Below are 26,776 nucleotides of genomic sequence, written 5' to 3'. Positions count from 1 at the left end.
GGGGTGGGTGGCCGCGTGGCTCGTGCAGGACGACGTGAGGGGACCCCGGGATGACACAGGACAAGTGGCTGTCGGCCGAGGACGGGATCGAGGTCGGCCCGCAGGTCGTCTTCGGGATGGACGCGAACGGGACGTGCACGACCTCGGTCGGCCCCGGCCTGGCGGCCCTCGGGTTCGCCCCGGGCGAGCTGGTCGGCCAGAACCTGCGCGAGGTCTACCGCGACGACCCGCTGGGCACGGAGGCGCTCGACGCGGCACTGTCCGGCGAGCGATACCACGGCGAGCGCGAGTACCTCGGGCGCCGGCTGGCGCTGTACTTCGAGCCGATCCACGACGAGGCCGGGGTGCTGACCGGGGCCGTGGGCATCGCGACCGACGTGACGGAGCAACGTCGCGCCGAGGCCCAGGCGCGCGCACAGGCTCGTCGCACCCTCGAGCTGGCCGCTGACCTGAGCCGCTTCAAGGCGCTCGTCGAGGCCTCCCCCGACTTCATCGCCATCGCCGGCCTCGACGGCGCCGTGGAGTACGTCAACCCCGGTGGGCGCAAGCTCATCGGCATGGCCCTAGACGCCGACGTGTCCGCGACGACGATCTCCGACTACCTCACGCCGGAAGGGCTCGAGCTGTCCGTGGAGGTCGAGCAGCCCGCGGTCGTCCGCGACGGCCACTTCGAGGGCGAGACGACGCTCAAGCACCAGGACGGGCACGCGATCCCGGTGGCCGTCGCCAGCTTCCTCATGTTCGACGTGGCCACCGGCGCCCCGTTCGCCCTCGCCACCGTGCAGCGCGACATCAGCGATCGGGTCGCCGCCGACCGGGCCATGGCCGACCTCCTCGAGCAGCGGACCGCGCTCCTCACCCGGCTCGTGGACGCCCAGGACGCCGAGCGCGCGCGGATCGCAGCCGACGTGCACGACGACCCGGTGCAGGCCGTCGCGGCCGTCGACCTGCGCATGGGCCTGCTGCGCAAGCGACTTCGTGAACAGGCCCCCTCGCTGATGTCCGAGCTCGACGGGCTGCAGGAGACCCTGGGAGCGGCGACCGACCGGCTGCGGTCACTGCTGTTCGACCTCGAGCCCCCCGAGCTCTCGGTCAGCGGGCTCGCCGGAGCGCTCCAGCGGGCCACCGAGGAGATCTACGAGGGCACCGGCGTGCGGGCCCGTGTGGACGGCAGCTCCGAGCCGGTGATGCCGGAGGCGACCCGGGCAGTCGCCTACCGCATCACCAAAGAGGCCCTCGTCAACGTCCTCAAGCACGCCCGGGCCACTCAGGTGCAGGTGGCGCTCGCCGCGGTCGACGGTGGCCTGCAGGTCGAGGTCCACGACGACGGCGTCGGCCCCGGGGATGCCCTCGGCGCCTCGGCCCCCGGACACCGGGGTGTCTCCGGCATGCGCGACCGCGCCACGCTCGCAGGCGGCCACTGCACGGTCGGGGACAGCCCGCTGGGTGGCACGCTCGTGTCGCTCTGGCTCCCCGGCCCGACGGCAGCACCAGCGGCGGCTCCGGGCCTCGGGGCGGGTCTCGGCCTCACCCTCGCGGCGAGCCGGAGCACGAGTCTCGGCTTCGCCCAAGGCATTCCGGACGCGTCGACCTCCACCGCCGCCCGTGGCTGAGGCACCACACGGCGCGGGACACGCGGGGTGGGGCACCGTAGGGTGCGCGCGCACTAGAGGGGCTGGGGCGGGGGCACCGTGACGGCAGGTGAACGCTGGCGCATCGTGGTGGTACGCCGGTCGGCCTGCGTCCCCTGAGGGCCGGCCGGCGCTCGACCTCCCGACACCGTTCCTGGTGTCGATGTACTAGTGGAGATGCGACGCAGGCATCGGTTCACCCCCCTGCGACACCGGCCAGACTGGTGCCAAGAGCTCGGGTGGTCCCCCTCGCGTCATGCGCACCGGAGCTCGCGTGACGAGCACCGTTCGGCCCTACCCCCCTGCAACCGGGGCCGATCGGTGCTCGTCCCCTTTTCGGGACACGGCGATGGACGACCGCCGGCCTCACGCCCTACCGGACGGGCACCCCGGCCCGGACCAGTCCGTAGGTGACCCCCTCGACGAGCGCCCGCCAGGACGCCTCGAGGATGTTGCCGGCCACCCCGATGGTCTCCCACGAGGTCTGCCCGTCCGAGGTCTCGATGAGGACGCGGGTCACCGCATCCGTGCCGTGCGCAGCGTCGAGGATGCGCACGCGGAAGTCGATGAGCTCGAGCTTGGCCAGCTCCGGGTAGGCCGGCATGAGCGCCTGCCGCAGCGCGTGGTCGAGGGCGTTCACCGGTCCGTTGCCCTCGCCGGTGGCCACGACGCGCTCACCCCCTGCGCGCACCTTGACGGTGGCCTCGGACAGCGCGTCCTCGTTGCCTCGGGCGTCGGTGATCACGCGCCACGACTCGACGTCGAAGAACTCGTAGCCGTGGCCCTCGACCTCGCGACGCAGGAGCAGCTCGAAGGACGCGTCCGCGGCGTCGAAGGTGTAGCCGCGCAGCTCGAGGTCCTTGACCGTCGCGAGGACCCGCGAGAGCAGCTCGTCGTTGCCGGCCAGGTCGTAGCCCATCTCTCGGCCCTTGAGCTCGATGCTCGCACGGCCGGCCATGTCGGAGACGAGCATGCGCATGTCGTTGCCGACGTGGACGGGGTCGGTGTGCTGGTAGAGGTCGGGGTCGATCCGGATGGCGCTGGCGTGCAGACCGGCCTTGTGGGCGAACGCGCTCGCGCCGACGTAGGGCTGACGGCTGTAGGGCGGGACGTTGGTGATCTCGCTGATGGCATGGGCGATTCGCGTCGCCTCCTGCAGACGCTCGGTCTCCAGCAACGGCAGCCCGCGCTTGATCTGCAGGTTGCTCACGACCGTGAGGATGTCGGCGTTGCCGGTGCGCTCGCCGTACCCGTTGACCGTCCCCTGCACGTGCGTCGCGCCCGCCTCGACCGCGGCCATCGAGTTGGCCACGGCGCAGCCGGTGTCGTTGTGGCAGTGGATGCCGACGCGGGCCGACGTGGTGCCGACGGTGTCGGCGACGACCGCGGCCACCTGGTCGGGCAGCATGCCGCCGTTGGTGTCGCACAGCGCCACCACCTCGGCGCCCGACTCCATCGCCGCGCGGACCACCTCGAGGGCGTAGCCGCGGTCCGCGGCATACCCGTCGAAGAAGTGCTCCGCGTCGAGGAAGACGCGCCGGCCCTCCGCGGTGAGGAACGAGACGGTGTCGCGCACCATCTCGAGGTTCTCCTGCACCGTCGTGCGCAGGGCCGTCTCGACGTGCCGGACGTGCGACTTGGCGACGAGGGTGACGACGGACGCGCCGGAGTCGAGGAGGGCGCGGACCTGCGGGTCGTCGGCCGCGCGACCGCCGACCCGCCGGGTGGCCCCGAACGCCGCGAGCGTGGCGTTGCGCAGCCGCAGCTCCTGCTGGGCGCGGGCGAAGAACTCGGTGTCCTTCGGGTTGGCGCCCGGCCAGCCACCCTCGATGAAGCCGACCCCCAGCTCGTCGAGGTGCGCCGCGATGGCGAGCTTGTCCGACACGGAGAGGTTGAGTCCCTCCTGCTGCGCACCGTCGCGCAGGGTGGTGTCGTAGACGTGCAGGTCGCTCATCGTGGTGGTTCCCGTCGGGTCATCGGAGTCGGGTGGTGCTGGGTGGCTTCACAGGCCGTGGGTCCTGGTGGTTCATTCTCCGCCGCCGCGCCTCCGTGGCCGGGGGTGGCGACCGGCGGAGGTCCTGACAAAGCAAAAGACCCCCCGGGTGCGGGAGGTCTGCGCGACGAGGAGGTCTCGTCGCGCTAGTCGATAATCACCATGGCGGTCGCCATTTGCCAGGAGGTCACGAGAGCACTGTGACACGCGACGTCCGCCGGTTGAACCCCCGGTCCGGATCGTGGTCACCCCGCGCCATACCCCGCCCTCGGCGGCCATACCCCGCCCCCGAACCCGGGACCGACACCCCGGCCCCATGCCCGCCCCCGCGCCTTGCACCTTGCACCGAAGTCTGGGACTTCGGGTCAAAAGCCCGCTCATGCCCCGAGGTCTGGGACTTCGGGTCAAAGGCCCGCTCATGCCCCGAGGTCTGGGACTTCGGGGTATGGGCGCCGCCGCCTCGGGTGCTACCCCGCCCGATGCCCCGCCCGCACCCAGCCCGGTGGGGGCTGCACAGCCTCGACCGGGAGGATGTCCCGGTGCACCCGACCTCCCTGGCCCCGTCGACCACCGGCAGCGACCTCTGGAGCCAGGTGAGCGCCCGGTTGCAGCCCGAGCCGCTGTCGACCCCGACCACGAGCGGGCTCTGGACGGTGCTGGTGACCGTGGTCGTGGTCATCGGCGTGCCGGCCCTGTGGCTGCGGTCGCGGGTCGTGGTGACCGTCGTCCACGAGCTCGGGCACGGCCTCGTGGGGATGCTGTTCGGGCGAAGGTTCACCGGACTGGTTCTGCGCGGCGACATGTCGGGCCACGCCGTCACCGTCGGCCCGGCGCGGGGCGTCGGCCGGGTCCTGTCGACCTGGGCGGGGTACCCGGCTCCGGCCCTGGTGGGCGCGTTCGCGGTCCATGCCGCGCGCGCGGGATGGGCGCCACCCGCCCTGGCCGCGACCGGACTGGTGCTGCTCGCCTGCCTCGTCCGGGTGCGGTCGCTCTACACGGCTGTCGTCATGGTCGCGCTGACCGTGGTGACCGGCGCGCTGTGGTGGCAGGGCGGTGCCAGGCTCCAGGGTGCGGTGGTTCTGGGTGTGGGCATCTTCCTGCTGGTCGGGGCCTGGCGGCACCTCGGCGCCGTCGTGGCCCACCCCTCCCCCGGCTCCGACCCGGGGGTGCTCGCCCGCCTCACCCACCTCCCGGCGTGGACCTGGAACGCCGGGTACGTCGTCGTGCTGGCCGCCGCGAGCTGGCNGGGCCGTGCGCAGCGTCCTCGCGATGGTGTGAGGCCTCCCGGCCACGGGCCGGACACGGCTGCGCGCCGGCCCATCAGGGACCGGCGCGCAGCCGCAGGGTGCGTCAGACCAGGCGGGTGAGCCAGTGGTAGGTGTCCTCGGCGCGGCCGTACTGGATGTCGAGCAGCTTCTCGCGGATGGCGCGGGTGACCGGCCCGTAGTCGACGCCGCCCCGGTGGTCGCAGCTCCCGCCCTCCCACCGCAGCTCGCCGACCGGCGTGATNCACGGCTGCCGTGCCGCACGCGAAGATCTCGGTGATCTCGCCGCTGGCGGCGCCGTCCTTCCACTCCTGGATGGGGATGCGCCGCTCCTCGGGCTCGAGGCCCATCTCCTTGGCGAGGGCCAGCACCGACGACCGGGTGACGCCCTCGAGGATGGAACCGGTGAGCTCGGGGGTGATGAGCCGGTTGTCGCGCGTCACGAAGAACAAGTTCATGCCGCCGAGCTCCTCGACGTAGGTGTGCGTCGAGGCGTCGAGGAACACGGCCTGGTCGCAGCCGTGCTCGATGCCCTCGAGCTGGCCGGCCAGGCTGGAGGCGTAGTTGCCGCCGCACTTGGCGGCGCCGGTGCCGCCGTCCCCCGCGCGGGCGTAGTCGGTGGTGAGCCACAGCGTCACCGGCTTGATGCCGCCGCTGAAGTACGCGCCTGCCGGGGAGGCGATGACCGAGTACGTCACCTCGGCGGCGGGGCGGACCCCCAGGAAGGCCTCCGACGCGTACATGAACGGGCGCAGGTAGAGGCTCGCCTCCCCCGTCGTGCCGGACGGCACCCACGCCTGGTCGACCTCGACGAGCGCCTTGAGCGAGGCGATGAAGTCCTCTTCCGGCAGCTCGGGGAGGGTCATCCGGCGAGCGCTGCGGATCATGCGCTGGGCGTTGGCCTCGGGGCGGAAGGTCCAGATCGACCCGTCCTCGTGCCGGTAGGCCTTCATGCCCTCGAAGATCTCCTGGGCGTAGTGCAGCACCGCCGCCGACGGCATGAGGGAGATGGGCCCGTACGCCGTCACCTTGCCGTCGTGCCACCCCTGCCCCTTGGTCCACGTCGCCGTGACCATGTGGTCGGTGAACGTGGTCCCGAACCCGGGGTTGGCCAGTACCGCCTCGCGCTCCGCTTCCGGCCGCGGGTCGGTGCGGCGGGTGACCTCGAAGGTCAGCGGGGCGGTGGTCTGGCTCATGGAGTCCTCCTGCGTCGTTGCGGATCTCCTGCCGAGGTTACCTGCCTGGCTGGCACCCCCGGCAGGAGACTCAGCGCAGCCGCGACTCAGAGGCGGGAGGCGATCGCGTCGCCGACCTCGGTGGTGCTGCGTACCCGGTCGCCGCGCTCTGCGAGGTCCGCGGCGACCGCGCGCTCGACCGCGGCGGACGCCTCGGGCAGCCCCAGGTGCTCCAGCAGCATGGAGACCGACAGGATCGTCGCAGTGGGGTCGGCCTTGCCCTGGCCCGCGATGTCGGGAGCCGACCCGTGCACCGGCTCGAACATGCTCGGGGTGGTGCGCTCGGGGTTGATGTTGCCGCTCGCCGCGAGGCCGATGCCGCCGGCGATGGCCGCCGCGATGTCGGTGATGATGTCGCCGAACAGGTTGTCGGTGACGATGACGTCGAACCGGCCCGGGTCGGTGGCCAGGAAGATCGTGGCGGCGTCGACGTGCTGGTAGGCGGTCTCGACGTCGGGGAACTCCGCGCCGACCTCCTCGACGGTCCGGCGCCACAGGTGCCCTGCGTGGGTCAGGACGTTGTGCTTGTGCACCAGCGTGAGGTGCTTGCGCGGCCGCGCCGCGGCGCGGGCGAAGGCGTCGCGGACGACGCGCTCCACCCCGAAACGGGTGTTGATGCTCACCTCGGTGGCGATCTCCTGCGGCGTGCCGGTACGCAGCGAGCCACCGTTCCCGACGTAGGGCCCCTCCGTGCCCTCACGCACGACGACGAAGTCGATGCCGTCGGGGGCGACCCGCTCGACCGCCAGCGGGCTCTGGACGCCGGGGTAGAGCTTGGCCGGCCGCAGGTTGACGTAGTGCTGCAACGCGAACCGCAGCGGCAGCAGCACCCCGCGCTCGAGGACACCACTCGGGACCGTCGGGTCGCCGATCGCCCCGAGCAGGATCGCGTCGTGGCCGCGCAGCTCGTCCAGGACCGAGTCGGGCAGGGTCTCGCCCGTGGCGTGCCAGCGACGCGCCCCCAGGTCGTAGTCGGTGGTGTGCACCTTGGGACCGGAGCCACCGGTCACGGCGTCGAGCACCTTGAGGCCCTCGGCGACGACCTCGGGCCCGATGCCGTCCCCGCCGATGACGGCGAGGTTGACGGTGTCAGGGGCGGTGGGGTGCGGAGCCATGGAGGCAGCCTAGGAGGGGTCTTGCAGTCTGATATCGACGTCTCACATGACGAACGGCCCCGGAGCGCTGCCTGGGGCCGTTCGTCGTGGGGTGCACTCTCGCACCCGCGGTGATGGGGCTGCGTCAGTCGTCGGAGTGGCCCTGCTCGCGCAGGTCCATCGACTCCTGCAGTGCCTGACGTGCCTTCTGCGCCTCTTCGCTCATGTGGATCAATCCTTCGCGGATCTCCCTGTGCGACACAGGGATTGGATGTCTGGGATGGGGTGGAGCTCTGCGGGGGCCACTCCCGGATGACGGGGTGCCACGGTCAGCCGTGCACGCGGGATCTCCGCGGCGAGGTGGCTGACTACCGGAGCTCGCCGCGGCGGATAAGAATTACGAACCGCTGCGCCATGTCTTCGAGATTAGGTGGACGTCCAACTATTCGGTACCCAGTTCCCACGCAGTGAGACGCCTCTGGACGGGAGGGCGGTCCTGGGGCTTCCCCGTCCGCCGCGGCGTCCTAGGGTGGGCCGGTGCTCGCCGATGGCTACGTCCTGCGCCCCCTGTCGGCGGACGACTCCCCCGCCCTGGCCGCCGCCGCAGCCCGCAACCGCGAGCACCTGCGCCCCTGGGAGCCCTCGCGCCCAGAGTCCTTCTTCACCGAGGCGGGCCAGCGTGAGGTGGTCGCGGGGCGCCTGCGCCAGGTCGAGCTCGGGCTCTTCGACTGCTGGCTGCTGTGGCACGGGGACGACGTCGTCGGGTCCGCCAACCTCCAGAACATCGTCATGGGGGCGATGCGCGGCGCCGACGTGGGCTACTGGGTCGACCACGGCCACCTGCGCCGCGGCCTGGCCGTCGCCCTGCTGCAGCACCTGGTGCAGCGCGGCCACGACCTGGGGCTGCACCGCCTCGGTGGCAGCACCATGGTGGCCAACTTCGCCTCCCAGGGCGTCCTGCGGCGGTGCGGCTTCGAGGAGGTGGGCCGGATCCCGGCGTTCCTCTACCTCGACGGCGACTGGCGCGACAGCCTGCTGTTCAACCGCGTCCTGCACGACGGTCCCCCGCGCGGCTGACCCAGCCGGGTCCCGCCTGCGACCCGCACACGGGTACGCCGCCCGCTCGGGTGAGCTGGCGGCGTACCGGGATGCCTCACGGCATCGGGTGTGTCAGAGGTCAGCCGGCGAGGTCGACCACGCTGACCTCGGCCCCCACCTCGGCGACGATGGCCTGCAGGACGTCGGCCGGGATCGCGCTGTCGACGGTCAGGGCGACGAGCGCCTGGCCGCCCTTCTCGTTGCGGGCGACCTGCATTCCGGCGATGTTGACCTGCGCGTCACCGAGCAGGCGACCCACCGTGCCGATGACGCCGGGGCGGTCGACGTAGGTGAAGAACGCGAGGTGGTCGGTGAGCGGCACCTCGATGTCGAACCCGTTGACGCCCACGATCTTCTCGATGAGCCGCGGGCCGGTGAGGGTGCCCGAGACGCTGACCGACGAGCCGTCGGCCAGGGTGCCGTGCAGGGTGGTGACGTTGCGGAAGTCCTGCGTCGACGGGTCGGTCAGCAGCCGCACCTGGCAGCCGCGCTGCTCCGCGAGCAGCGGCGCGTTGACGTAGGTCACCGGGTCCTCGGTCACGTCGGTGAACAGGCCCTTGAGGGCAGCCAGCTTCCAGATCGAGACGTCGTGCGCGGTGATCTCACCCTTGACGTCGACGTCGAGCTGCACCGGCACCGACCCCGCGAGCGAGGTGAAGATGCGGCCGAGCTTCTCGACGAGCGCGATGCCCGGGCGGACCTCCTCGGGCACGGCGCCACCTGACACGTTGACGGCGTCCGGCACCAGGTCGCCACCGAGGGCGAGCCGCACCGACTTCGCCACGGCCACGCCGGCCTTCTCCTGCGCCTCGTCGGTGGAGGCACCGAGGTGTGGGGTGACGACGACGGACTCGAACTCGAAGAGCGGGCTCTCGGTCGTCGGCTCCTTGGCGAAGACGTCGATGCCCGCGCCGGCGACGCGGCCCTCGCGCAGCGCCTCGGCCAGGGCCTGCTCGTCGACGATCCCGCCGCGGGCGGCGTTGATGATGCGCACGGTCGGCTTGACCTTGGTCAGCGCCTCCTTGCCGATGAGGCCGAGGGTCTCGGGGCTCTTGGGCAGGTGGACCGTGATGAAGTCGCTCTGCTCGAGGAGCTCGTCGAGGGTGACGAGCTGGGCACCGAGCTGGCCCGCGCGCTGCGCCGAGACGTACGGGTCGTAGGCGAGGATCTCGACGCCGAAGCCCTTGAGACGCTCGGCGACGAGCTGGCCGATCCGGCCGAAGCCGACGACGCCGACCTTCTTGTCGAGCAGCTCGACGCCGCCGTACCTGCTGCGCTTCCACGCGCCACCCTTGAGCGCCTGGTTGGCGGGGGCGATGTTGCGGGCCGTGGAGAGCAGGAGGCCGACCGCGAGCTCTGCGGCGGAGGTGATGTTGGAGGTCGGGGCGTTGACGACCATCACACCGGCCTGCGTCGCGGCCGGGACGTCGACGTTGTCCAGGCCCACGCCGGCGCGGGCGATGACCTTGAGGTTCTTCGCCGCGGCGATGGCCTCGGCGTCCATCTTCGTGGCGGAGCGGATCAGCACGGCGTCGACGTCGGCCAGCGCCGGCAGCAGGGCCTCGCGGGACGCGCCGTCGACGTTGCGCACCTCGAAGTCGGGCCCGAGGGCGTCGATGGTGGCGGGCGAGAGTTCCTCGGCGATCAGGACGATCGGCTTGCTCACAGGTCAGTCCTCTGGGGTGGGAAGGGCGTGGACAGAAGGTGTTCCGGCACCGCGCTGTGCCGTCGCCAGCATAGGCGCGCTCTCACCATGTGGATGCAGTGGCTCGACATCTGGAACGCACGTCACACCGCGGCAGGCCTGCGGCGCAGCCGGGAACCCACCGCCAGAGAGGTCGCGACGAGCAGCGCCACGGCGGCCAGACCGCCGACCGCCCAGGGCCAGGCGAGGCCGTCCACCCACGCCCGGGCCACCGCGAACCCCACGGTCGTGTAGAGCGCGGCCCAGGCGAGCGAACCCACCACCGTCGCTGGCAGGTAGCGCGACATCGGCATCCGCAGCGACCCGGCCGCGGCGTTGACGGCGGTCTGCAGGCCGACCGTGAGGAACGACAGCGTCACGACCGGCGCACCCAGCCTGCGGACCACGCCCTCTGCCCGGGCCACGACGGGACGGTCGAGGTGACCCGCGAGGCGGCTGCGCCCACCTCCGTGGCGCAGCCCGCGACCGGCCCAGTAGGTCAGGTGGGACCGTGCCATGCCGCTGGCGAAGAACAGGGCGAACACGGCCGCATACGGCCAGCCGTCGACGAGGTGGTCCACGGCGCCCACCCTAGGGCGCCGTGGAGCACCGTCCGGTCAGCGGGCCGCGGAGCCCTCGACGTAGTCGTTGTCGGTGTCCTTGATCCACGACATGAGCTTGCGCAGGTCCTTGCCCGTGGCCTCGATCGGGTGCTGGGCACCCTTCTCGCGCAGGGACGTGAACTCCGGTGCGCCGGCGTCCTGGTCCTCGATGAAGCGCTTGGCGAACGCGCCGTTCTTGATGTCGGCGAGCACCGCCTGCATGTTCTCCTTCACCCGCGGGTCGATGACGCGCGGGCCGGAGACGTAGTCGCCGTACTCGGCCGTGTCGGAGACCGACCAGCGCTGCTTGGCGATGCCGCCCTCGACCATGAGGTCGACGATGAGCTTGAGCTCGTGGAGCACCTCGAAGTAGGCGATCTCCGGCTGGTATCCCGCCTCGGTGAGGGTCTCGAAGCCGTACTGGACCAGCTGGCTCGCACCACCGCAGAGGACCGCCTGCTCGCCGAAGAGGTCCGTCTCGGTCTCCTCGGTGAAGGTCGTCCTGATGCCGCCGGCACGCAGGCCGCCGATCGCCTTGGCGTAGGACTTCGCGAGGTCCCACGCGGTGCCGGACGGGTCCTGCTCGACGGCCAGGAGCACCGGCACGCCGCGGCCGTCGACGTACTCGCGGCGCACGAGGTGGCCGGGCCCCTTGGGGGCCACCATGAGGACGTCGGACGTCGCCCGCGGCTTGATGTAGTCGAAGCGGATGTTGAAGCCGTGCCCGAAGAGCAGGGCCGCGCCCTCCTTGAGGTTGGGCTCGATCTCGTTGGCGTAGACCGTGCGCTGCACCTGGTCGGGGGTCAGGATCACGACGAGGTCGGCCTCCTTGACCGCCTCGCCGACGGTCTTGACCGTCAGGCCCTCGGCCTCGGCCTTCGCCCGGCTCCTGCTGCCCTCGGCCAGGCCGACGCGGACGTCGACCCCCGAGTCGCGCAGGTTGAGCGCGTGGGCGTGCCCCTGGCTCCCGTAGCCGATGACGGCCACCTTCTTGCCCTGGATCACACTCAGGTCAGCGTCGTCGTCGTAGAACATCTCGGCCACGGTGGCCAACTCCTTCGGTTGCGGGTTTCGTTGTGGTTCTTGGGGATCGGTCGGTTCACGGTATGCCGTGTGCTCCCCACGGCGCGGGGTCAGGCGCTGCGCAGGGCCCGGTCGGTGATCGAGCGCGAGCCGCGCCCGATGGCCACCATGCCCGACTGCACGAGCTCCTTGACCCCGAAGGGCTCGAGGACCTCGAGGAAGGCCGCGAGCTTGTCGCGGTTGCCGGTGACCTCGATCGTCAGGGTGTCGCTGGCGACGTCGACGACCTTGGCCCGGAAGAGCTGGACGGTCTCCAGGACGTGGCTGCGGCTGTGCAGGTCGGTGCGCACCTTGACCAGGAGGATCTCGCGCTGGACCGACGCGGTCGGCTCGAGCTCGACGACCTTGAGCACCTCGACGAGCTTGTTGAGCTGCTTGGTGACCTGCTCGAGCGGGAGGGCCTCGACGTCGACCACCACCGTCATCCGCGAGATCTCGGGGTGCTCGGTGGGACCGACCGCGAGCGAGTCGATGTTGAAGCCACGTCGGGAGAACAGGGCGGCGATCCGCGCCAGGACTCCGGGCTTGTTCTCCACCAGGACCGAGAGGGTGTGCTTGCTCATCGTGGTCACTTCCCGTCCCTGCGCTCGGTGCCGTCGTTGCCCTCGGGCTGCGCGGTGGCCTCGTCCTCCTCGCGGTCCCACTGCGGGGCCGTGTCCTTGGCGACCTGGATCGCGTCGTTGCTCACGCCCGCCGGCACCATCGGCCAGACCATCGCGTCGCGGTGGACCACGAAGTCGATGACGACCGGTCGGTCGTTGATCTCCATGGCGGCCCTGATCGTCGCGTCGACGTCCTCGGGACGCTCGCAACGAAGTCCCGCGCAGCCATACGCGTCTGCGAGCTTGACGAAGTCGGGGATGCGGCTGCCGACGGAGGTGTGCAGGTCGGTGTTGGAGTAGCGCTCGTTGTAGAACAGCGACTGCCACTGGCGCACCATGCCCAGGCTGCTGTTGTTGATCACCGCCACCTTGATCGGGATGTTGTTGATGACACAGGTCGCGAGCTCCTGGTTGGTCATCTGGAAGCAGCCGTCCCCGTCGATGGCCCACACGGTGCGGTCCGGCTGGGCGACCTTGGCGCCCATGGCGGCCGGCACGGCATACCCCATCGTGCCGAGGCCGCCGGAGTTGAGCCAGGAGTTGGGGCGCTCGTACTGCACGAACTGCGCCGCCCACATCTGGTGCTGCCCCACGCCGGCGACGTAGACCGACTCGGGTCCGCTGATCGCACCGATCCGCTCGATGACGTGTTGCGGCGCAACGGTTTCCCCACCTTCGGGGGTGGTGTAGCCGAGCGGGAAGTCGGCCTTCCACGCCGCCGTCTGCTCACGCCAGGCGGTGTAGTCGCCCATCGTTCCGGCCGCATGGTCGGCGGACACCATCTGGGTGAGGTCCTTGACCACCTCGAGGACGTCGCCGACGATCGGCACGTCCGCGACACGGTTCTTGGAGATCTCGGCCGGGTCGATGTCGGCGTGGATCACCTTGGCGTGCGGGGCGAACGTCGACAGCTGTCCGGTGACGCGGTCGTCGAACCGCGCCCCCAGGGTGATGAGCAGGTCGGACTTCTGCAGGGCCGTCACGGCGGCGACGGACCCGTGCATGCCCGGCATCCCGAGGTGCAGCGGGTGGCTGTCCGGGACCGCGCCCCGAGCCATCAGCGTGGTGACGACCGGGATCTGCGTCAGCTCGACGAACTCGCGCAACGCGTCGGAGGCGCCGCTGCGGATCACGCCACCCCCGACGTAGAGCACCGGCCGCTCGGCGGCGGCGATGAGGCGGGCCGCCTCGCGGATCTGCTTGGTGTGCGGACGCGCCACCGGGCGGTAGCCCGGCAGGTCGAACTTCGGGGGCCAGCTGAAGGTGGTGCGGGCCTGGAGTGCGTCCTTGGAGATGTCGACGAGCACCGGTCCGGGGCGGCCCGTCGAGGCGATGTGGAACGCCTCGGCCACGACGCGAGGGATCTGCGACGCGTCGGTGACGAGGTAGTTGTGCTTGGTGATCGGCATCGTGATGCCGCGGATGTCGGCCTCCTGGAAGGCGTCGGTGCCGATGGCCGCCGAGCTCACCTGGCCGGTGATCGCGACGACCGGGACCGAGTCCATGTAGGCGTCGGCGATGGCGGTGACGAGGTTGGTCGCCCCCGGGCCGGAGGTCGCCATGCAGACGCCCACCTTGCCCGTCGCGCTGGCGTAGCCCTCGGCCGCGTGGCCGGCGCCCTGCTCGTGGCGCACGAGGATGTGGCGCACCTTGACCGAGTCGAGCAGCGGGTCGTAGGCGGGGAGGATCGCGCCACCCGGGATGCCGAAGACCGTGTCGACCTCCATCGCCTCGAGCGCGAGGACGAGGCTCTGCGCGCCGGTCACCTCGACCGGCTCGTTCGCCCGCGCCTGCTGCTTCGCCTGCTGGGCCTTCTGGGCCACCTGGGACGGGCTGGGGGCCGTCGTCCTCGTGTCGCTCACGTCTGCACCGCTTTCGGTTCGGTCTGGCTCTGCGTGCTGGTCCTGCTGGTTTCGCTCACTGGTTTCGNCGCTAGGGAAGTACGAGAATTCGTGCCACACGAGCACTCTCCACCCGCCCCTTCGCAGTGTCAACGCGCGAGACGACCGGTCTCGCGATCCGGACCTGTCGTCTCAGTCACAGGTCAGGACCGCCGAGCCGGTCAACCGCAGGGGTCAGCCGCAGACGGCGCCGCCGCTGGCGCTGCCCACGAGCTTGCGGTACTTCGCGAGCACACCCCGGGGGTACCGCGCCGCGGGCGGCTCGAACCCCTCGGCGCGGCGCGCCAGCTCGGCCTCGTCGACGTGGACGTCGAGCAGCCCGTTGGCGACGTCGAGGGTGATCCGGTCCCCGTCGCGGACGAACGCGATGGGGCCGCCGTCGACGGCCTCGGGCGCCACGTGGCCGACGCACAGGCCGGTGGTGCCACCGGAGAACCGCCCGTCGGTGAGCAGCAGGACGTCCTTGCCCAGCCCCGCGCCCTTGATGGCACCGGTGACGGCGAGCATCTCCCGCATACCCGGTCCGCCCTTGGGGCCCTCGTAGCGGATGACGACCACGTCGCCGGCCTTGAGCGAGCCCTCTGCGACGGCGTCCATGGCGGCACGCTCGCCGTCGAAGACACGAGCCGTGCCCTCGAAGACGTCGGAGTCGAACCCGGCCGACTTCACGACGGCGCCCTCGGGGGCGAGCGAGCCCTTGAGGATGGTGATGCCGCCGGTCTTGTGGATCGGTTCCTGCATGGCGCGCACGACCTTGCCGTCGACGTCCGGGGGCGCGATGTGGGCGAGGTTCTCGGCCATCGTCCTGCCCGTCACCGTGAGGCAGTCGCCGTGCAGCAGGCCGGCGTCGAGCAGGGCGCGCATGACGACAGGCACTCCCCCGACACGGTCGATGTCGGTCATCACGAACTGGCCGAACGGCTTCACGTCGGCCAGGTGCGGGACCTTCGAGCCGACGCGCGCGAAGTCGTCGAGGGTCAGGTCCACCTCGGCCTCGTGGGCGATCGCGAGCAGGTGCAGGACGGCGTTGGTCGATCCGCCGAACGCCATGACGACGGCGATGGCGTTCTCGAACGCCTCCTTGGTCATGATGTCCCGGGCCGTGATGCCACGGCGCAGCAGCTCGACGACCGCCTCGCCGGACTTGCGGGCGAAGCCGTCGCGCCGACGGTCGGTGGCCGGCGGCGCGGCCGAGCCGGGCAGCGACATGCCGATGGCCTCGGCGACCGAGGCCATCGTGTTGGCGGTGTACATGCCGCCACAGGCGCCCTCGCCCGGGCAGATGGCGCGCTCGATGGCGTCGACGTCGGCGCGGGACATGAGGCCCGCGGCGCAGGCACCGACGGCCTCGAACGCGTCGATGATCGTCACGGTCTTCTCGCTGCCGTCCGACAGCTTCGCGATGCCGGGCAGGATCGAGCCGGCGTAGAGGAAGACCGAGCTGAGGTCCAGGCGCGCAGCTGCCATGAGCATGCCGGGCAGCGACTTGTCGCAGCCGGCGAGCAGGACCGAGCCGTCGAGGCGCTCGGCGTTCATCACCGTCTCCACGGAGTCGGCGATGACCTCACGGCTGACCAGGGAGAAGTGCATCCCCTCGTGGCCCATGGAGATGCCGTCGCTCACCGAGATGGTGCCGAACTCCAGGGGGTAGCCACCCGCCGCGTGCACGCCGTCCTTGACGGCCTTCGCGAGCCGGTCGAGCGACAGGTTGCAGGGGGTGATCTCGTTCCACGAGCTGGCCACCCCGACCTGGGGCTTGACCCAGTCGTCGTCCCCCATGCCAACCGCGCGGAGCATGCCGCGGGCGGCGGTCTTCTCGAGGCCGTCGGTGACGTCGCGGCTGCGCGGCTTGATGTCGACGCCGGTGGTGGGGGGCTCGGTGGTCGTCATGGCTGCATCCTAGGACCGGGGTCCAGCACGTGGGACGCCGGTCTCACGTGCCGAGCCGTCAGCCGCGCGCGACGTGGCAGCGCTCGAGGGCGGCCGCGCCGAGGGCGAGGTCGTCCCACGAGCCGGCGTAGCGGAGTACGGCGACGGTGCTCGTGGGGAAGCCGGCGGCGAGGCAGTCGTGGGCTGCGGTCGAGCCGTTGCCGTCGGCCAGGCCGCTCGCCAGCGCGGCCATGGTCGGGTTGTGCCCCACCACGAGCACCACCTGGGCCTCCCCCGCGCTCTCCCGCACCGTACGCAGCACCGTCTCGACGCCGCCGGAGTACAGCGACGCCTCGTAGGCGACGCTCTCCCCGCACGCACCGCCCATCTCGGCCTCGACCCAGGTCTGCCGGGTCCGGGTCGCCGTGGAGCAGAGCACGAGCTCGGGGCCCAGCTCGTGCTCGTGCAGCCATGCCCCGATGGCACGTGCGTCGCGGCGGCCCCTCATCGTGAGCTGCCGCTCGTGGTCCGGGGTGCCGAGGTTCTGCTCCGCCTTGGCGTGCCGGACCAGGATGAGGACCTTGTCATCGCCGGCGCGGGTCATGAGTCGAGCATGGCCCTCCCGGGCCCCGACAGCCAGTCAGGACCTGCGCGAGAACCCTCGAGCGTGAGGCCGGCAGGGCGCGGGGCCCGACCGGCCGACCGTCGTCACGGGCTACAGGGCGAGCTCGGGCTTGATGCGCAGCGCGGACCACCGGCCGGCCTTGCGCGCCGCCCACGTGGACACCAGGAACGCGCCGACGAGGTATGCCGCCAGGACCGCGAGGTCGAGCGCCAACGGCCCGAGCGACCCGCCGTACATGAGCCTGCGGATGCCGTCGACGGCGTAGGACATGGGCAGCACGTGGTGGAGCGGGTGCAGCGGCGTCGGCAGGGTCTGCCACGGGAAGGTGCCGCCGGCGCTGACCAGCTGCACGACCATGAGGACCAGGCCGAGGAACTTGCCCGGCGCCCCGAGCCTGGCCGCGAGCGCGTGCAGCACCATGACGAACGTGGCCGACACCACCAGCATGAAGGCCACCAGCGCGACGGGGTGGGCTGCCGAGATGCCGACGCCGCGCATGACGACGGCGTAGACCAGCACGGCCTGGACCAGCCCGAGCAGCGCCGGGGCGAGCCAGCCGCCGAGCGCGCTGCGCCAGCTGGGCTGACCGGTGGCGAGTGCCCTCGACGAGAGCGGCTTGACCAGCAGGAAGAGCACGTAGGCACCGATCCACAGCGACAGGCTGAGGAAGAACGGGGCGAGGCCGGCGCCGTACGTGGCCGCCGAGGCGAGTGAGCTGCCCTGCACCCCGACCGGGTTGCCGAGCGTCTGCGCCACCGCCTTGCGCTGCGCCGCACTGGGATCGGGGATGGAGGAGAGACCCTTGGCGAGCCCGTCGTGCAGCTTGGTGGCGCCGGCGGAGAGCCGGTCGAGCCCGTCGGCGAGGTCACCTGCGCCGGAGCGCAGGCGGTTCGCGCCGTCCAGGGCGTCCTGCTGGCCGGCCGCCAGCCTGCTCGCACCATCGGCCAGCGCCCGGTTGCCGTCGGCCAGGTCGTGCGCACCGGAGGCGAGGTCCTGGCTGCCGGTCGCGGCCTGGTGGATCCCGGTGTGCAGCGGTCCCGCGGCGGCGGCCAAGCGGTCCGCCCCGGCGGCCACCTGCTGCGAGCCGGTCGCCAGCTGGTCGAGCTGCCCGGAGGCGGCCTGCACCCGGGTGTTGGCGTCGGTGAGAGGGCCGCTCAGCTGGGTGGCGGCGTCGAGCACCTGCTGCACCTGGGCGTCGGTGAACCCTGCCGCGCGCAGGCGGGTCGCCAGGTCGCCCTGGGCCGAGGTGAGGGTCGAGACGAGCTGCCCCGACGCGGTGGCGGCCTGCTTGCCCGCGGTCGCGACCTTCGCGTTGCCGTCGGCGACCTGGTGGGCACCGGTGGCCAGCGCCCTGGTGTCGGCGGGCAGCGAGGCGGTGCCCCGGTCGAGCCGGTCGAGGCCGGACTGCAGCTGGTCGGCCCCCGAGGCGAGGGACTGCGCGCCGTCGGCCGCTCGGGTGGCCCCGGCGGAGAGGTCGCGTGCCCCTGCGACGAGCTGCTGCTCCCCCGTCACGAGCTGGTCGGCCCCCGCGCGCAGCTTCGAGGCGCCGGTGTCAGCGCTCTCGAGGCCGTCGGCGAGGTCGCCCGAGCCCTTGACCGCCTCGGCGACCTTGTCGTGGATGGTCGCGAACCCGACGAGCAGCTGGCTCGCCGCGGTCGAGCTGACCTGCGAGGCCACGCTCTTGGTCACCTGGGCGACGAGCTGGTTGGCGATGGTGCGGGCAAGGTAGTTGTTGGCGTCGTTGGTGAGCACCTTCAGCTGGGCCTGCTTCGGCGTGAACCGGGCGCTGGACGCCAGGTCTGCCGAGAAGCTCGCCGGCACGACCAGGGCGAAGTCGTAGTCGCCGTCGTCGACACCCTGCTCGGCGCTCGCCCGCGACACCCGGTGCCACCCGAAGCTGTGCGACCTCACCAGCTCGGTCGCCACCTGGTCGCCGACCTCGAGCCGCTCTCCGTTGGCCAGGGTGGTGCCCGTGTCCTCGACGACGACCGCCGCGGGGACCCGGTCGAGGTTCCCGTACGGGTCCTTGTTGGCGTAGAGGTACAGGCCGCCGTAGAGCGTGGGCACGAGGACGAGGGCCGCGAGCGCGGCGCGCGGGAGGCGGCCCGCCGTGACCCGCCGCAGCTCGGTGAGGGCGAGGCGCAGGGCGGTCATCACGCCACCCCCAGCTCGAACGTGGCCGACGGGGCGGCGAGCTGGCGCGCGGTCGCGTGGGTGACCTGGACGACCACGGTGAGCCCCTCGGCGGCGAGGCGCTCGGCCGCGGAGTACCAGGACCGGGGGTGCCCACCGAAACGGTCGGGAGCAGCCACGACGAGGACGCGCGTGGCTGCACGTGCGGCCGCCACGTCCATGAGCAGCAGGGTGCGCTCGGACGGCTCCAGCCCCTCGAACCGCCCTCGACCGTCGTCGATGTCGTGGGCGCCGAGGAAGGCGCGCGTCGCGGCCCGGCTCGCCGGACGGCCCGCCAGGGCGAGCTGCTCGGCCACGGCCGAGCGAACGCTGACCGCGTCCTCGGGGGCCGTGACGTCCGGAACGTCGACGAGCGCCACGTGCCGGCGCCGCAGCCCCTCGTCGGGGTCGCCGTCCACGGTGACCTCACCCTCGGCGAGCGCCACCCGGCCACCCAGCGCGAGGGCCAGGGCGACGTGGCCGTGCCCGGGGTCGCCGGCGACGAGAGTGACCCGGCCCGGGCGGGCGGTGAGCGAGGTCGGCAGCAGCAACGGGCCGTGCAGGCCCGCGACGCTGACGTGGTCGGCGATGAGCTCCATGCGATCTGCCTTCTCCGGTGCAGTCTCGAGGGGCCGCACCTTTCGATACACAACTGTATTCGATACAGAAGTGTATTCTTCGTGCATGCCGACCGCCAGCCGGGACGCCGTGAGCCGCACCACGCCGCACGACGCATCCCCACCCGATGCCCTCCCCCTCAGCCCCCGGCGACGCGCCACGCGGGCGAGGCTCATGGCCGCGGCCGAGGAGGTCTTCGCCGAGCGCGGTTTCCACGGCGCCAGCGTGGAGGACCTGTGCGAACGGGCCGACTTCACCCGCGGCGCCTTCTACTCCAACTTCGCCTCCAAGGACGAGCTCCTGCTCGAGCTCTACGCCCAGCACGCTGCACGCCTGCACGCCCGCGTGGCCGAGGTGGCCGAGACGCCGGGGCTGTCGCTCGAGCAGGTCCTCGAGGCGGTGTTCGACGTGTGGACCGACGACCCGGAGGCGCGGCGGCGCTGGCACCTGCTGACGAGCGAGTTCGCCCTCCACGCCCTGCGCGACGACCAGGCCCGGGTGGCCTGGGCGAACCTGCAGCGCACCCTGCGCGAGGAGCTCGCCGAGGTCGTCGACCGCATCGCGCAGGCCCAGCACCTGCGCCCGGTAGTCGCCAGCACCGAGCTCGTGCGGCTCATCGGCATCGTGCTCCACGGCGGGCTCGAGCAGCACCTCCTCGACCCGGAAGCCGTGCCGCCCGGGTCGCTGGAGCGCAGCTTCCTCCCCCTGCTGGTGCGGGCCGCCGCGGACGGGACCGCAGCGGACCGAGCGGCACGCACCGACCGCTAGCCTCCTCTGCATGGAGCAGCCGCCCCCGATCCTGGACGTGATGGCAGCGACCCCGACCGACCGGGCCTGGCTCGACGAGGCCGTCCGCCGCATCCAGGCCGACGCCAACCGCAGCGCCGACACCCACCTCGTGCGCGTGCCGGTCCCGGGGCTGCCGGACGTCGACGTCTACCTCAAGGACGAGTCCACCCACCCCACGGGGAGCCTCAAGCACCGGCTGGCGAGGTCGCTGTTCCTCTACGCCCTGTGCAACGGCGAGCTGTGCGAGGGCACCACGGTGATCGAGGCCTCCAGCGGCTCGACCGCGGTCAGCGAGGCCTACTTCGCCCGCATGCTCGAGCTGCCGTTCATCGCGGTCATGGCCCGCAGCACCAGCGCCGAGAAGATCGCCCTCATCGAGCGGGAGGGCGGCCGCTGCCACCTCGTCGACGACGCGGGCGAGGTCTACGACGTCGCCCGGCGGCTGGCCGCCGAGCTGGGCGGCCACTACCTCGACCAGTTCACCTACGCCGAGCGCGCCACCGACTGGCGCGGCAACAACAACATCGCCGAGTCGGTCTTCGAGCAGATGGCCCTGGAGCGCCACCCCGTCCCCCGGTGGGTCGTCGTGGGCGCCGGGACCGGCGGCACCAGCGCGACCATCGGTCGCTACGTGCGCTACCGCGGGCTCGCCAGCCAGGTCTGCGTGGTCGACCCGGAGCACTCTGCGTTCCTGCCGGCGTTCCGCGCCGACGAGGCCGGGGTCGCCGGCGCCTGCGGCTCCCAGATCGAGGGCATCGGTCGCCCCCGCGTCGAGCCCAGCTTCGTGCCGACCGTCGTCGACCGCATGATGCTCGTGCCGGACGCCGCTTCGGTGGCGGCCATGCGCTTCCTCACCGAGCGCACCGGCCGCCGGGCCGGCGCCTCCACCGGCACCAACCTGTACGGCGTGCTGCGCCTCGCGTGCGAGCTCGGCAGCCGCGGGGAAGGCGGCAGCATCGTCTCCCTGCTGTGCGACGGGGCGGAGCGGTACGCCGCGACGTACAACGACGACGCCTGGCTCGCCGAGCGCGGACTGGACCTCGCGCCCTACACCGCCGTCCTCGAACGGGCCTGGGACGAGGGCGTCTGGACCGGCTGAGCCTCAGCCGCCCGACACGGCGTTGATGACGTGCACGGTGGCCTGCGGGCCGACCGGCGTCTGCACGCCCTCGGCCCGCTTGGCGTCCTCGCCGTCGACGAAGACGTTGACGTGCCGCCGGATCTGGCCGCGCTCGTCCCGCACGCGCGAGGCGAGGATCGGCCACGGGCCGAACGCCGTGTCGAGGACCTCGGCGAGCGTCGCCGGGCCCTCGAGCTCGACGGGCAGCTCGGCCGCCCCCTCGGCGAGGTCGCGCAGCAGCCCGGGGAGCACCACCCGCGCCGTCACTGCAGCGTCACCGCCCGCACGCAGAGCACGTCGGGCAGCTGCTCGGCGATGCGGGTGAACGAGTCGCCGCCGTCGATCGAGGCGAAGACGTCGCCGTTGCGGGTGCCGAAGTAGAGGCCCGGCTCGTCGTGCTGGTCGGTCCCGGCCGCGTCCCGCAGGACGTTGGTGTAGCTCGGGTGGGGCAGGCCGGTGTCCTGGGTGCGCCAGGTCGCACCCGCGTCGTCGGTGCGCTGGACCTGCAGCACGGCGCCCGGGGGGATGCGCTCGCCGTCGGAGGCGATGGGCACGAGCCAGAGGCTGTCGCCCTGCGCGGGGTTGGCCACGGCGGTCATGCCGAAGTTGGTCGGCAGCCCGGCCTCGATCGAGGTCCACGTGACCCCGTCGTCGTCGGAGCGGTAGACGCCACGGTGGTTCTGCGCGTAGAGGCGCGTCGGCTGGGCGCTGTCACGGGCCACCTTGTGGACGCACTGGCCGAACTCCGGCCACTCGTCGTGCGGCATGAAGTAGGCGTGGATGCCCTTGTTGCCGGGCGTCCACGACTGGCCGCCGTCGCGGGTGTTGTAGACACCGCCGGCGCTCATCGCCACCAGCATCGAGCCGGCGTCGGTCGGGCTGGGCAGCACCGTGTGGATGGCGCCCCCGCCTGCGCCGTCGCCCCACTGCGTGCGGTGCGGGTGGTCCCACAGCCCGCGGTTGAGCTCGAAGGTCTCACCGCCGTCCTCGCTGCGCCACAGGGCGTGCGGCTCGGTGCCGGCCCAGACCACCTGCGGGTCGTGCGGGTCGGCGACCAGCTGCCACGTGGCCTTGAGCGCCGTGTCGGTGTCCTCCGGGAACCTGATCGAGCCCTCGGGGTGCTCGACCCACGTGGCCCCGAGGTCGTCCGAGTGCTGCAGCGACGGGCCCCAGTGCGAGGAGCGGAACCCGACCACCATGCGCGGTGTCTCCCACCGGGTGTCGAACAGGAGTGAGAGGACCTCGCTCATGAGGAAGTGCGGTCCGTCGAGCTCCCACCGGCGACGGTCGCTGCTGCGGGCGAGCCACAGCCCCTTGCGCGTCCCGATGCCCACGATCGTTGTGTCCATGCGCCCCATGCTGGCACTCCTCGCTCTCGACGACTACGTCCTTCGAGGTGGACTCGCCCGGTCGCGGAAACTCATCGCGTCGCTGCTCAGGCGCCCCGCACGAGGTTGCGCAGCGGGCGCCCCGCGGCGTACGCCCCGAGCTGCTCGCGCAGCAGGCGCACTGCCCGCGGCATGAACGCCGTGGACGCCCCACCGACGTGGGGGCTGATGATCACGCCCGGGGCGGACCACAGCGGGTGGCCCTCGGGCAGAGGCTCGGGGTCGGTGACGTCGAGGGCGGCGCGGAGCCTCCCCGCCTCCAGGTGCCGCACGAGCGCGTCGGTGTCGACGACGCCGCCACGGGCGACGTTGACGAGCAGTGCACCGTCGGGCATGGCGGCAAGGAACGCGTCGTCCACGAGCCCCGAGGTCGCGTCGCTCAACGGCACGATGACGATGACGACGTCGTGCTCCGGCAGCAGCGAAGGCAGCTCGTCCACCCCGTGCACCGAGCGCACGAGCTCGTCGCCCGCGCGTGCGCGGCTCGCGACCGCGGTGAGCTGCACCTCGAACGGCGTGAGGCGGGCTGCCACGGCGCGGCCGATCGAGCCGTACCCCAGGATGAGCACCCGCTTGTCGGCCAGAGCCGGGTGGATGGCCGACGGCAGCCACCGGCCCTGCTGCTGCGCCGCGTGGAACGCCGGGAGGTCGCGCAGCGAGGCCAGGGCCAGGGCCACGGCCAGCTCGGCGGTCGAGGCGTCGTGAACGCCCGCGGCGTTGGCCAGGGCCACGCCGTCGGGCAGGAGCCGCTGCACGTCCTCGTAGCCGGCGGTGAGCAGCTGCACGAGCTCGAGCGAGGTGGCGTACCGGATCGCCGGCATGCGCGGACCGGCGCCCATGTAGGGAGGCACGACGACCTTGACCTCGTCGGCGCGCTCGGGTGGGCCGTCCATCTCCCACACCACGAGCTCGAGCCCGGGGACCGGCCCGACCGCGTCGACCCAGTCCTGCCCCGGCAGCGTCACGAGCGTCATGCGCCCACGCTAACCGGTGGTCGTCGAGCACAATGGGGTATGCCGCACCGAAGGGACGCGTCCTCCGGGCACCGACGAGCCGGGCTCGTCGCGCCGGTCGCACTCGCCGTCGTCCTCGGTGTCGGCGCGTGCAGCGGGGGCCCCGGTGCCGAGGGGTCCCTGACGGCGCCGGTCGTGAGCTCGTCGTCCGGCAGCTCGCCCGGCACCACCGCGCCCGCGACGTCGGCGCCGTCCGGTGGCACGTCCTCGGGGCCGACGAGCCCGTCGGCGAGCCCGTCGTCGCCGGCCCTCTCGCCCCGTCGGTCGATCGTGGCCCGCGACCTCGACGTGCCGTGGTCGACCGCGTTCCTGCCCGACGGCTCGGCGCTGGTCACGCTGCGCGACCGGGCCCACCTGCTGCAGGTGCGCGACGGCAGGCCACCGGTCGACCTCGGCCGGGTCGGCGGGGTGGTCCCGGGTGGCGAGGGCGGTCTGCTCGGGGTGGCGGTGTCGCCCGCGTTCACCAGCGACCACACCGTCTTCCTCTACACGACGGCTGCGCAGGACAACCGCGTCGTGCGGGTGACGTTCGAGGGCGGCCGGACCACGAGCCAGCGCGCCATCCTGACCGGCATCCCCAAGGCGCGCAACCACAACGGGGGGCGGCTCGCCTTCGGGCCGGACGGCTACCTCTACGTGACCACCGGTGACGCCGGCCGGACGCAGCGCGCGCAGGACCGGTCCTCGCTCGGGGGCAAGATCCTGCGGGTCACCCGCGACGGCAAACCCGCGCCGGGCAACCCCTTCCCGGGGTCGCCCGTGTGGAGCTACGGCCACCGCAACGTCCAGGGCATCGCCTGGGCGCCGGACGGCACGATGTACGCGAGCGAGTTCGGGCAGAACACCTGGGACGAGCTCAACCGCATCGAGCCGGGGCGCGACTACGGCTGGCCGGTCGTCGAGGGCCGGGTCGGCCGGGCGGGGTACGTCGACCCGCTGCTGCAGTGGCCCACCTCCGACGCCTCCCCCAGCGGCATCGCCTGGGCCGACGGAGCGGTCTGGATGGCAGCTCTGCGGGGCGAGTCGCTGTGGCGCATCCCCGTGTCCGGCGGGCGCGCCGGCGACCCGCAGCGCCTCCTGCACGGCCGGTACGGGCGGCTGCGCGACGCCGTCCTCGCCCCCGACGGCCGCCTGTGGGTGCTCACGAACAACACGGCGCGAGGCACCCCGGCCGCCGACGACGACAAGCTCCTCGCCTTCCCCCTGCGCGACCTCGGCTGACCCTGCCGCGCCGGCCCGCACGGCCACGCCATACCGGCGCAAAGCGGTCACGACCGAGGTCTCCCCCAGACGGTGGAGCCGGGCCTACAGCAGCAGGGTCGTGTGGTCGTCCTCCTGCAGGGGTCCAATCCATTGCAGGCGCAGACCGCGCCCTCGTGGACGCAGGGACTCGGACGGGACAGGGACATGAGCAGGAGCCGCAGCAGCAGCAGGGGGACCACCAAGGCCTGGCGGCAACGGTGGCGCGTGGGCGCCCTCGTCATGGCACTCGTGGGCGGGGGCCTCGCGTCCACGGCGACGCAGGCGGTGGCCTCGGTCGCCCCGGACGCGCCGACCAACGTCGTCGCCACCGCCGGTGACGGCCAGGCCACGGTGACCTGGACCGCCCCCGCGTCCGACGGCGGGGCAGCCATCACGTCCTACAAGGTCGCCGCCCAGCCGGGTACGGCGTCCACCATCACGGGCACGGAGACCACGGCGACCGTGACCGGCCTGACCAACGGGGTCACCTACACCTTCACGGTGAAGGCGACCAACGCGGACGGCCTCACCTCCGTCGCCAGCGCCAAGAGCGACCCGGTCGTCGTGGGCGGCGGCACCCCCGCCACCAACCCCGACCCGCCCACCGGCGTGACCGCCACGGCAGGCGACTCCATGGCCACCGTCAGCTGGACCCCGCCGGCCAACGACGGCGGCGCTGCGATCGAGAGCTACATCGTGGCGAGCCAGCCCGGCAGCACCACGTTCCCCGTGGACGGCACGACGACGTCGACCGACTTCACCGGGCTGGCAAACGGCACCGCGTACACCTTCACGGTCCGCGCCGTGAACTCGGTGGGACGGTCCCTGCCGAGCGCGCCGAGCGCTGCCGTGACCCCCGGTGGGCCGGCTTCGCCACCCGACGCGCCCACGAACGTCGTGGCCACCGCCGGGGACGGTCGCGCCACCGTCACGTGGACGGCACCGGCCTCCAACGGCGCAGCGATCCAGCACTACCGCGTGAACGTCCAGCCGGGCGCCCTGTCGTACGACACCCTGAGCCCCGCGACGACGGCGGACTTCACCGGTCTCATCAACGGCACGACCTACACGTTCACCGTCAAGGCCTACAACAGCGCGGGGGCCTCGCCCGCCAGCCTGCCGAGCAACCCCGTCACCCCCGTCGCGGCCCCCAAGACCGCGCCCGGCGCCCCGACCGGCGTCACCGCGACGGCCACGGGCAACACGGCCACGATCCGCTGGAGCGCCCCGGCCTCCGACGGCAACAGCCCGGTCACGCAGTACCGCGTCACGGCCAGCCCCGGCGGCACGAGCACCGTCGTCGCGGCCCCGGGCCTGACGACGAAGCTCAACCTCTTCGGCGGCACCTACCGGTTCGTCGTCCAGGCCGTGAACTCGGTCGGCCCCTCCGCGCCGAGCACGGCAAGCAACAGCGTCCACAGCGTCGCCACGGTTTGGGGCGACCTGGACGGCGACGGCAGGTCGGACATCCTCGCCCGCAAGCCCAACGGCGAGCTGTGGCTCTACAGCGGCAGCGGCACGGGTCACTTCGGCAGCCCGGCTGCCCGGCGGATCGCGATCGGCTGGCAGGTGTACGACAGGATCTTGTCCCCGTCGGACTTCGACGGTGACGGCCGCGGCGACGTCATCGCCCGCAAGCCCACCGGCGAGCTGTACCTCTTCCGGGGCAACGGCAAGGGCGGGTTCCTCAGCTCGGCCCCCACCCGCATCAGCGTCGGCTGGCAGGGGCTCGACCGGCTGGTCTCACCCGGT

At 72.4% G+C, this 26,776-nt stretch carries 21 protein-coding genes and 2 pseudogenes; 7 read left to right on the top strand and 16 right to left on the bottom strand.

Annotation, left to right across the window (positions count from 1 at the left end):
• Window positions 1-50: 50 nt before the first annotated feature.
• Window positions 51-1,613 (top strand): PAS domain S-box protein, encoded by a 1,563-nt coding sequence (locus ASG70_RS09530; protein WP_056883588.1) that lies wholly within the window; start codon window positions 51-53, stop codon window positions 1,611-1,613.
• Between the two features lie 391 nt (window positions 1,614-2,004).
• On the opposite strand, the gene cimA is transcribed toward ASG70_RS09530, so the two are convergent.
• On the bottom strand, window positions 2,005-3,585 hold the full coding sequence (gene cimA / locus ASG70_RS09525; RefSeq protein WP_056883587.1) for a citramalate synthase: 1,581 nt from the start codon (window positions 3,583-3,585) through the stop codon (window positions 2,005-2,007).
• Window positions 3,586-4,103: 518 nt separating this feature from the next.
• Here cimA and ASG70_RS09520 point away from each other — a divergent pair.
• Window positions 4,104-4,869 (top strand): annotated as a pseudogene (locus ASG70_RS09520) (M50 family metallopeptidase); the annotation flags it as partial.
• Window positions 4,870-5,134: 265 nt separating this feature from the next.
• On the opposite strand, the gene ASG70_RS09515 reads toward ASG70_RS09520, so the two are convergent.
• The 3 genes from ASG70_RS09515 to ASG70_RS09505 all read right to left on the bottom strand — a co-directional run.
• Window positions 5,135-6,085: branched-chain amino acid aminotransferase (locus ASG70_RS09515; RefSeq protein WP_235531426.1), on the bottom strand; the 951-nt coding region annotated here is incomplete at its 3' end.
• Window positions 6,086-6,171: 86 nt separating this feature from the next.
• A complete protein-coding gene (locus ASG70_RS09510; RefSeq protein WP_056883585.1) occupies window positions 6,172-7,239 on the bottom strand; it encodes a 3-isopropylmalate dehydrogenase in 1,068 nt (355 codons plus the stop codon).
• Between the two features lie 124 nt (window positions 7,240-7,363).
• Complete coding sequence (locus ASG70_RS09505) at window positions 7,364-7,480, bottom strand: 3-isopropylmalate dehydrogenase (protein ID WP_200949234.1); 117 nt, start codon at window positions 7,478-7,480, stop codon at window positions 7,364-7,366.
• A gap of 275 nt (window positions 7,481-7,755) precedes the next feature.
• Between ASG70_RS09505 and ASG70_RS09500 the strand changes: the two genes are divergently transcribed.
• Entirely contained in the window at window positions 7,756-8,295 is a 540-nt protein-coding gene (locus ASG70_RS09500; RefSeq protein WP_056883583.1) for a GNAT family N-acetyltransferase, read from the top strand.
• A gap of 100 nt (window positions 8,296-8,395) precedes the next feature.
• Here the strand turns inward: ASG70_RS09500 and serA are convergent, their stop codons facing one another.
• The 9 genes from serA to ASG70_RS09455 form a co-directional block, all read right to left on the bottom strand.
• Window positions 8,396-9,982 (bottom strand): phosphoglycerate dehydrogenase, encoded by a 1,587-nt coding sequence (serA, locus tag ASG70_RS09495; protein WP_056883582.1) that lies wholly within the window; start codon window positions 9,980-9,982, stop codon window positions 8,396-8,398.
• Window positions 9,983-10,104: 122 nt separating this feature from the next.
• Window positions 10,105-10,581: a DedA family protein gene (locus tag ASG70_RS09490; RefSeq protein WP_056883581.1), complete on the bottom strand. Its 477-nt coding sequence runs from the start codon at window positions 10,579-10,581 to the stop codon at window positions 10,105-10,107.
• Between the two features lie 36 nt (window positions 10,582-10,617).
• Complete coding sequence (gene ilvC / locus ASG70_RS09485; RefSeq protein ID WP_056883580.1) at window positions 10,618-11,646, bottom strand: ketol-acid reductoisomerase; 1,029 nt, start codon at window positions 11,644-11,646, stop codon at window positions 10,618-10,620.
• Between the two features lie 89 nt (window positions 11,647-11,735).
• Window positions 11,736-12,248: an acetolactate synthase small subunit gene (ilvN, locus tag ASG70_RS09480; protein WP_056884111.1), complete on the bottom strand. Its 513-nt coding sequence runs from the start codon at window positions 12,246-12,248 to the stop codon at window positions 11,736-11,738.
• 5 nt (window positions 12,249-12,253) lie between these two features.
• Window positions 12,254-14,110, bottom strand: a complete 1,857-nt coding sequence (locus tag ASG70_RS09475) for an acetolactate synthase large subunit (RefSeq protein ID WP_369818906.1) — start codon at window positions 14,108-14,110, stop codon at window positions 12,254-12,256.
• 252 nt (window positions 14,111-14,362) lie between these two features.
• Window positions 14,363-16,078, bottom strand: a complete 1,716-nt coding sequence (gene ilvD / locus ASG70_RS09470) for a dihydroxy-acid dehydratase (RefSeq protein WP_056883578.1) — start codon at window positions 16,076-16,078, stop codon at window positions 14,363-14,365.
• Between the two features lie 58 nt (window positions 16,079-16,136).
• Entirely contained in the window at window positions 16,137-16,661 is a 525-nt protein-coding gene (locus ASG70_RS09465; protein WP_056883577.1) for a histidine phosphatase family protein, read from the bottom strand.
• A gap of 111 nt (window positions 16,662-16,772) precedes the next feature.
• Window positions 16,773-18,836 carry a YhgE/Pip family protein gene (locus tag ASG70_RS09460; RefSeq protein ID WP_056883576.1) on the bottom strand — a complete coding sequence of 688 codons (2,064 nt, stop codon included), beginning with the start codon at window positions 18,834-18,836 and terminating at the stop codon, window positions 16,773-16,775.
• A complete protein-coding gene (locus ASG70_RS09455) occupies window positions 18,836-19,453 on the bottom strand; it encodes an ABC transporter ATP-binding protein (RefSeq protein ID WP_056883575.1) in 618 nt (205 codons plus the stop codon). Before ASG70_RS09455 ends, ASG70_RS09460 begins: the two co-directional genes overlap by 1 nt.
• An 85-nt stretch (window positions 19,454-19,538) precedes the next feature.
• Here ASG70_RS09455 and ASG70_RS09450 point away from each other — a divergent pair, with 85 nt between their 5' ends.
• Both ASG70_RS09450 and ASG70_RS09445 read left to right on the top strand, forming a co-directional pair.
• On the top strand, window positions 19,539-20,240 hold the full coding sequence (locus ASG70_RS09450) for a TetR/AcrR family transcriptional regulator (RefSeq protein WP_082590407.1): 702 nt from the start codon (window positions 19,539-19,541) through the stop codon (window positions 20,238-20,240).
• Window positions 20,241-20,250: 10 nt separating this feature from the next.
• On the top strand, window positions 20,251-21,360 hold the full coding sequence (locus tag ASG70_RS09445) for a PLP-dependent cysteine synthase family protein (protein WP_056883573.1): 1,110 nt from the start codon (window positions 20,251-20,253) through the stop codon (window positions 21,358-21,360).
• Between the two features lie 3 nt (window positions 21,361-21,363).
• Here ASG70_RS09445 and ASG70_RS09440 read toward each other — a convergent pair whose 3' ends face one another.
• From ASG70_RS09440 to ASG70_RS09430, 3 genes are all read right to left on the bottom strand, one after another.
• Complete coding sequence (locus ASG70_RS09440; protein WP_056883572.1) at window positions 21,364-21,648, bottom strand: MoaD/ThiS family protein; 285 nt, start codon at window positions 21,646-21,648, stop codon at window positions 21,364-21,366.
• Window positions 21,645-22,730 carry a sialidase family protein gene (locus tag ASG70_RS09435; protein WP_235531425.1) on the bottom strand — a complete coding sequence of 362 codons (1,086 nt, stop codon included), beginning with the start codon at window positions 22,728-22,730 and terminating at the stop codon, window positions 21,645-21,647. The genes ASG70_RS09440 and ASG70_RS09435 overlap by 4 nt, the downstream gene beginning before the upstream one ends.
• An 86-nt stretch (window positions 22,731-22,816) precedes the next feature.
• Window positions 22,817-23,743: a 2-hydroxyacid dehydrogenase gene (locus tag ASG70_RS09430; protein WP_056883570.1), complete on the bottom strand. Its 927-nt coding sequence runs from the start codon at window positions 23,741-23,743 to the stop codon at window positions 22,817-22,819.
• Window positions 23,744-23,782: 39 nt separating this feature from the next.
• Between ASG70_RS09430 and ASG70_RS09425 the strand changes: the two genes are divergently transcribed.
• Together ASG70_RS09425 and ASG70_RS20380 are read left to right on the top strand one after the other, a co-directional pair.
• A complete protein-coding gene (locus ASG70_RS09425) occupies window positions 23,783-25,003 on the top strand; it encodes a sorbosone dehydrogenase family protein (protein WP_056883569.1) in 1,221 nt (406 codons plus the stop codon).
• A 186-nt stretch (window positions 25,004-25,189) separates the two neighbouring features.
• Window positions 25,190-26,776, top strand: a pseudogene (locus ASG70_RS20380) (fibronectin type III domain-containing protein); the annotation flags it as partial.

This window comes from Phycicoccus sp. Soil748 (assembly GCF_001428025.1).
Lineage (GTDB): Bacteria > Actinomycetota > Actinomycetes > Actinomycetales > Dermatophilaceae > Pedococcus.
The sequence above is the reverse complement of the archived record's forward strand: the minus strand, read 5'-3'. Positions and strand labels throughout refer to the sequence as shown.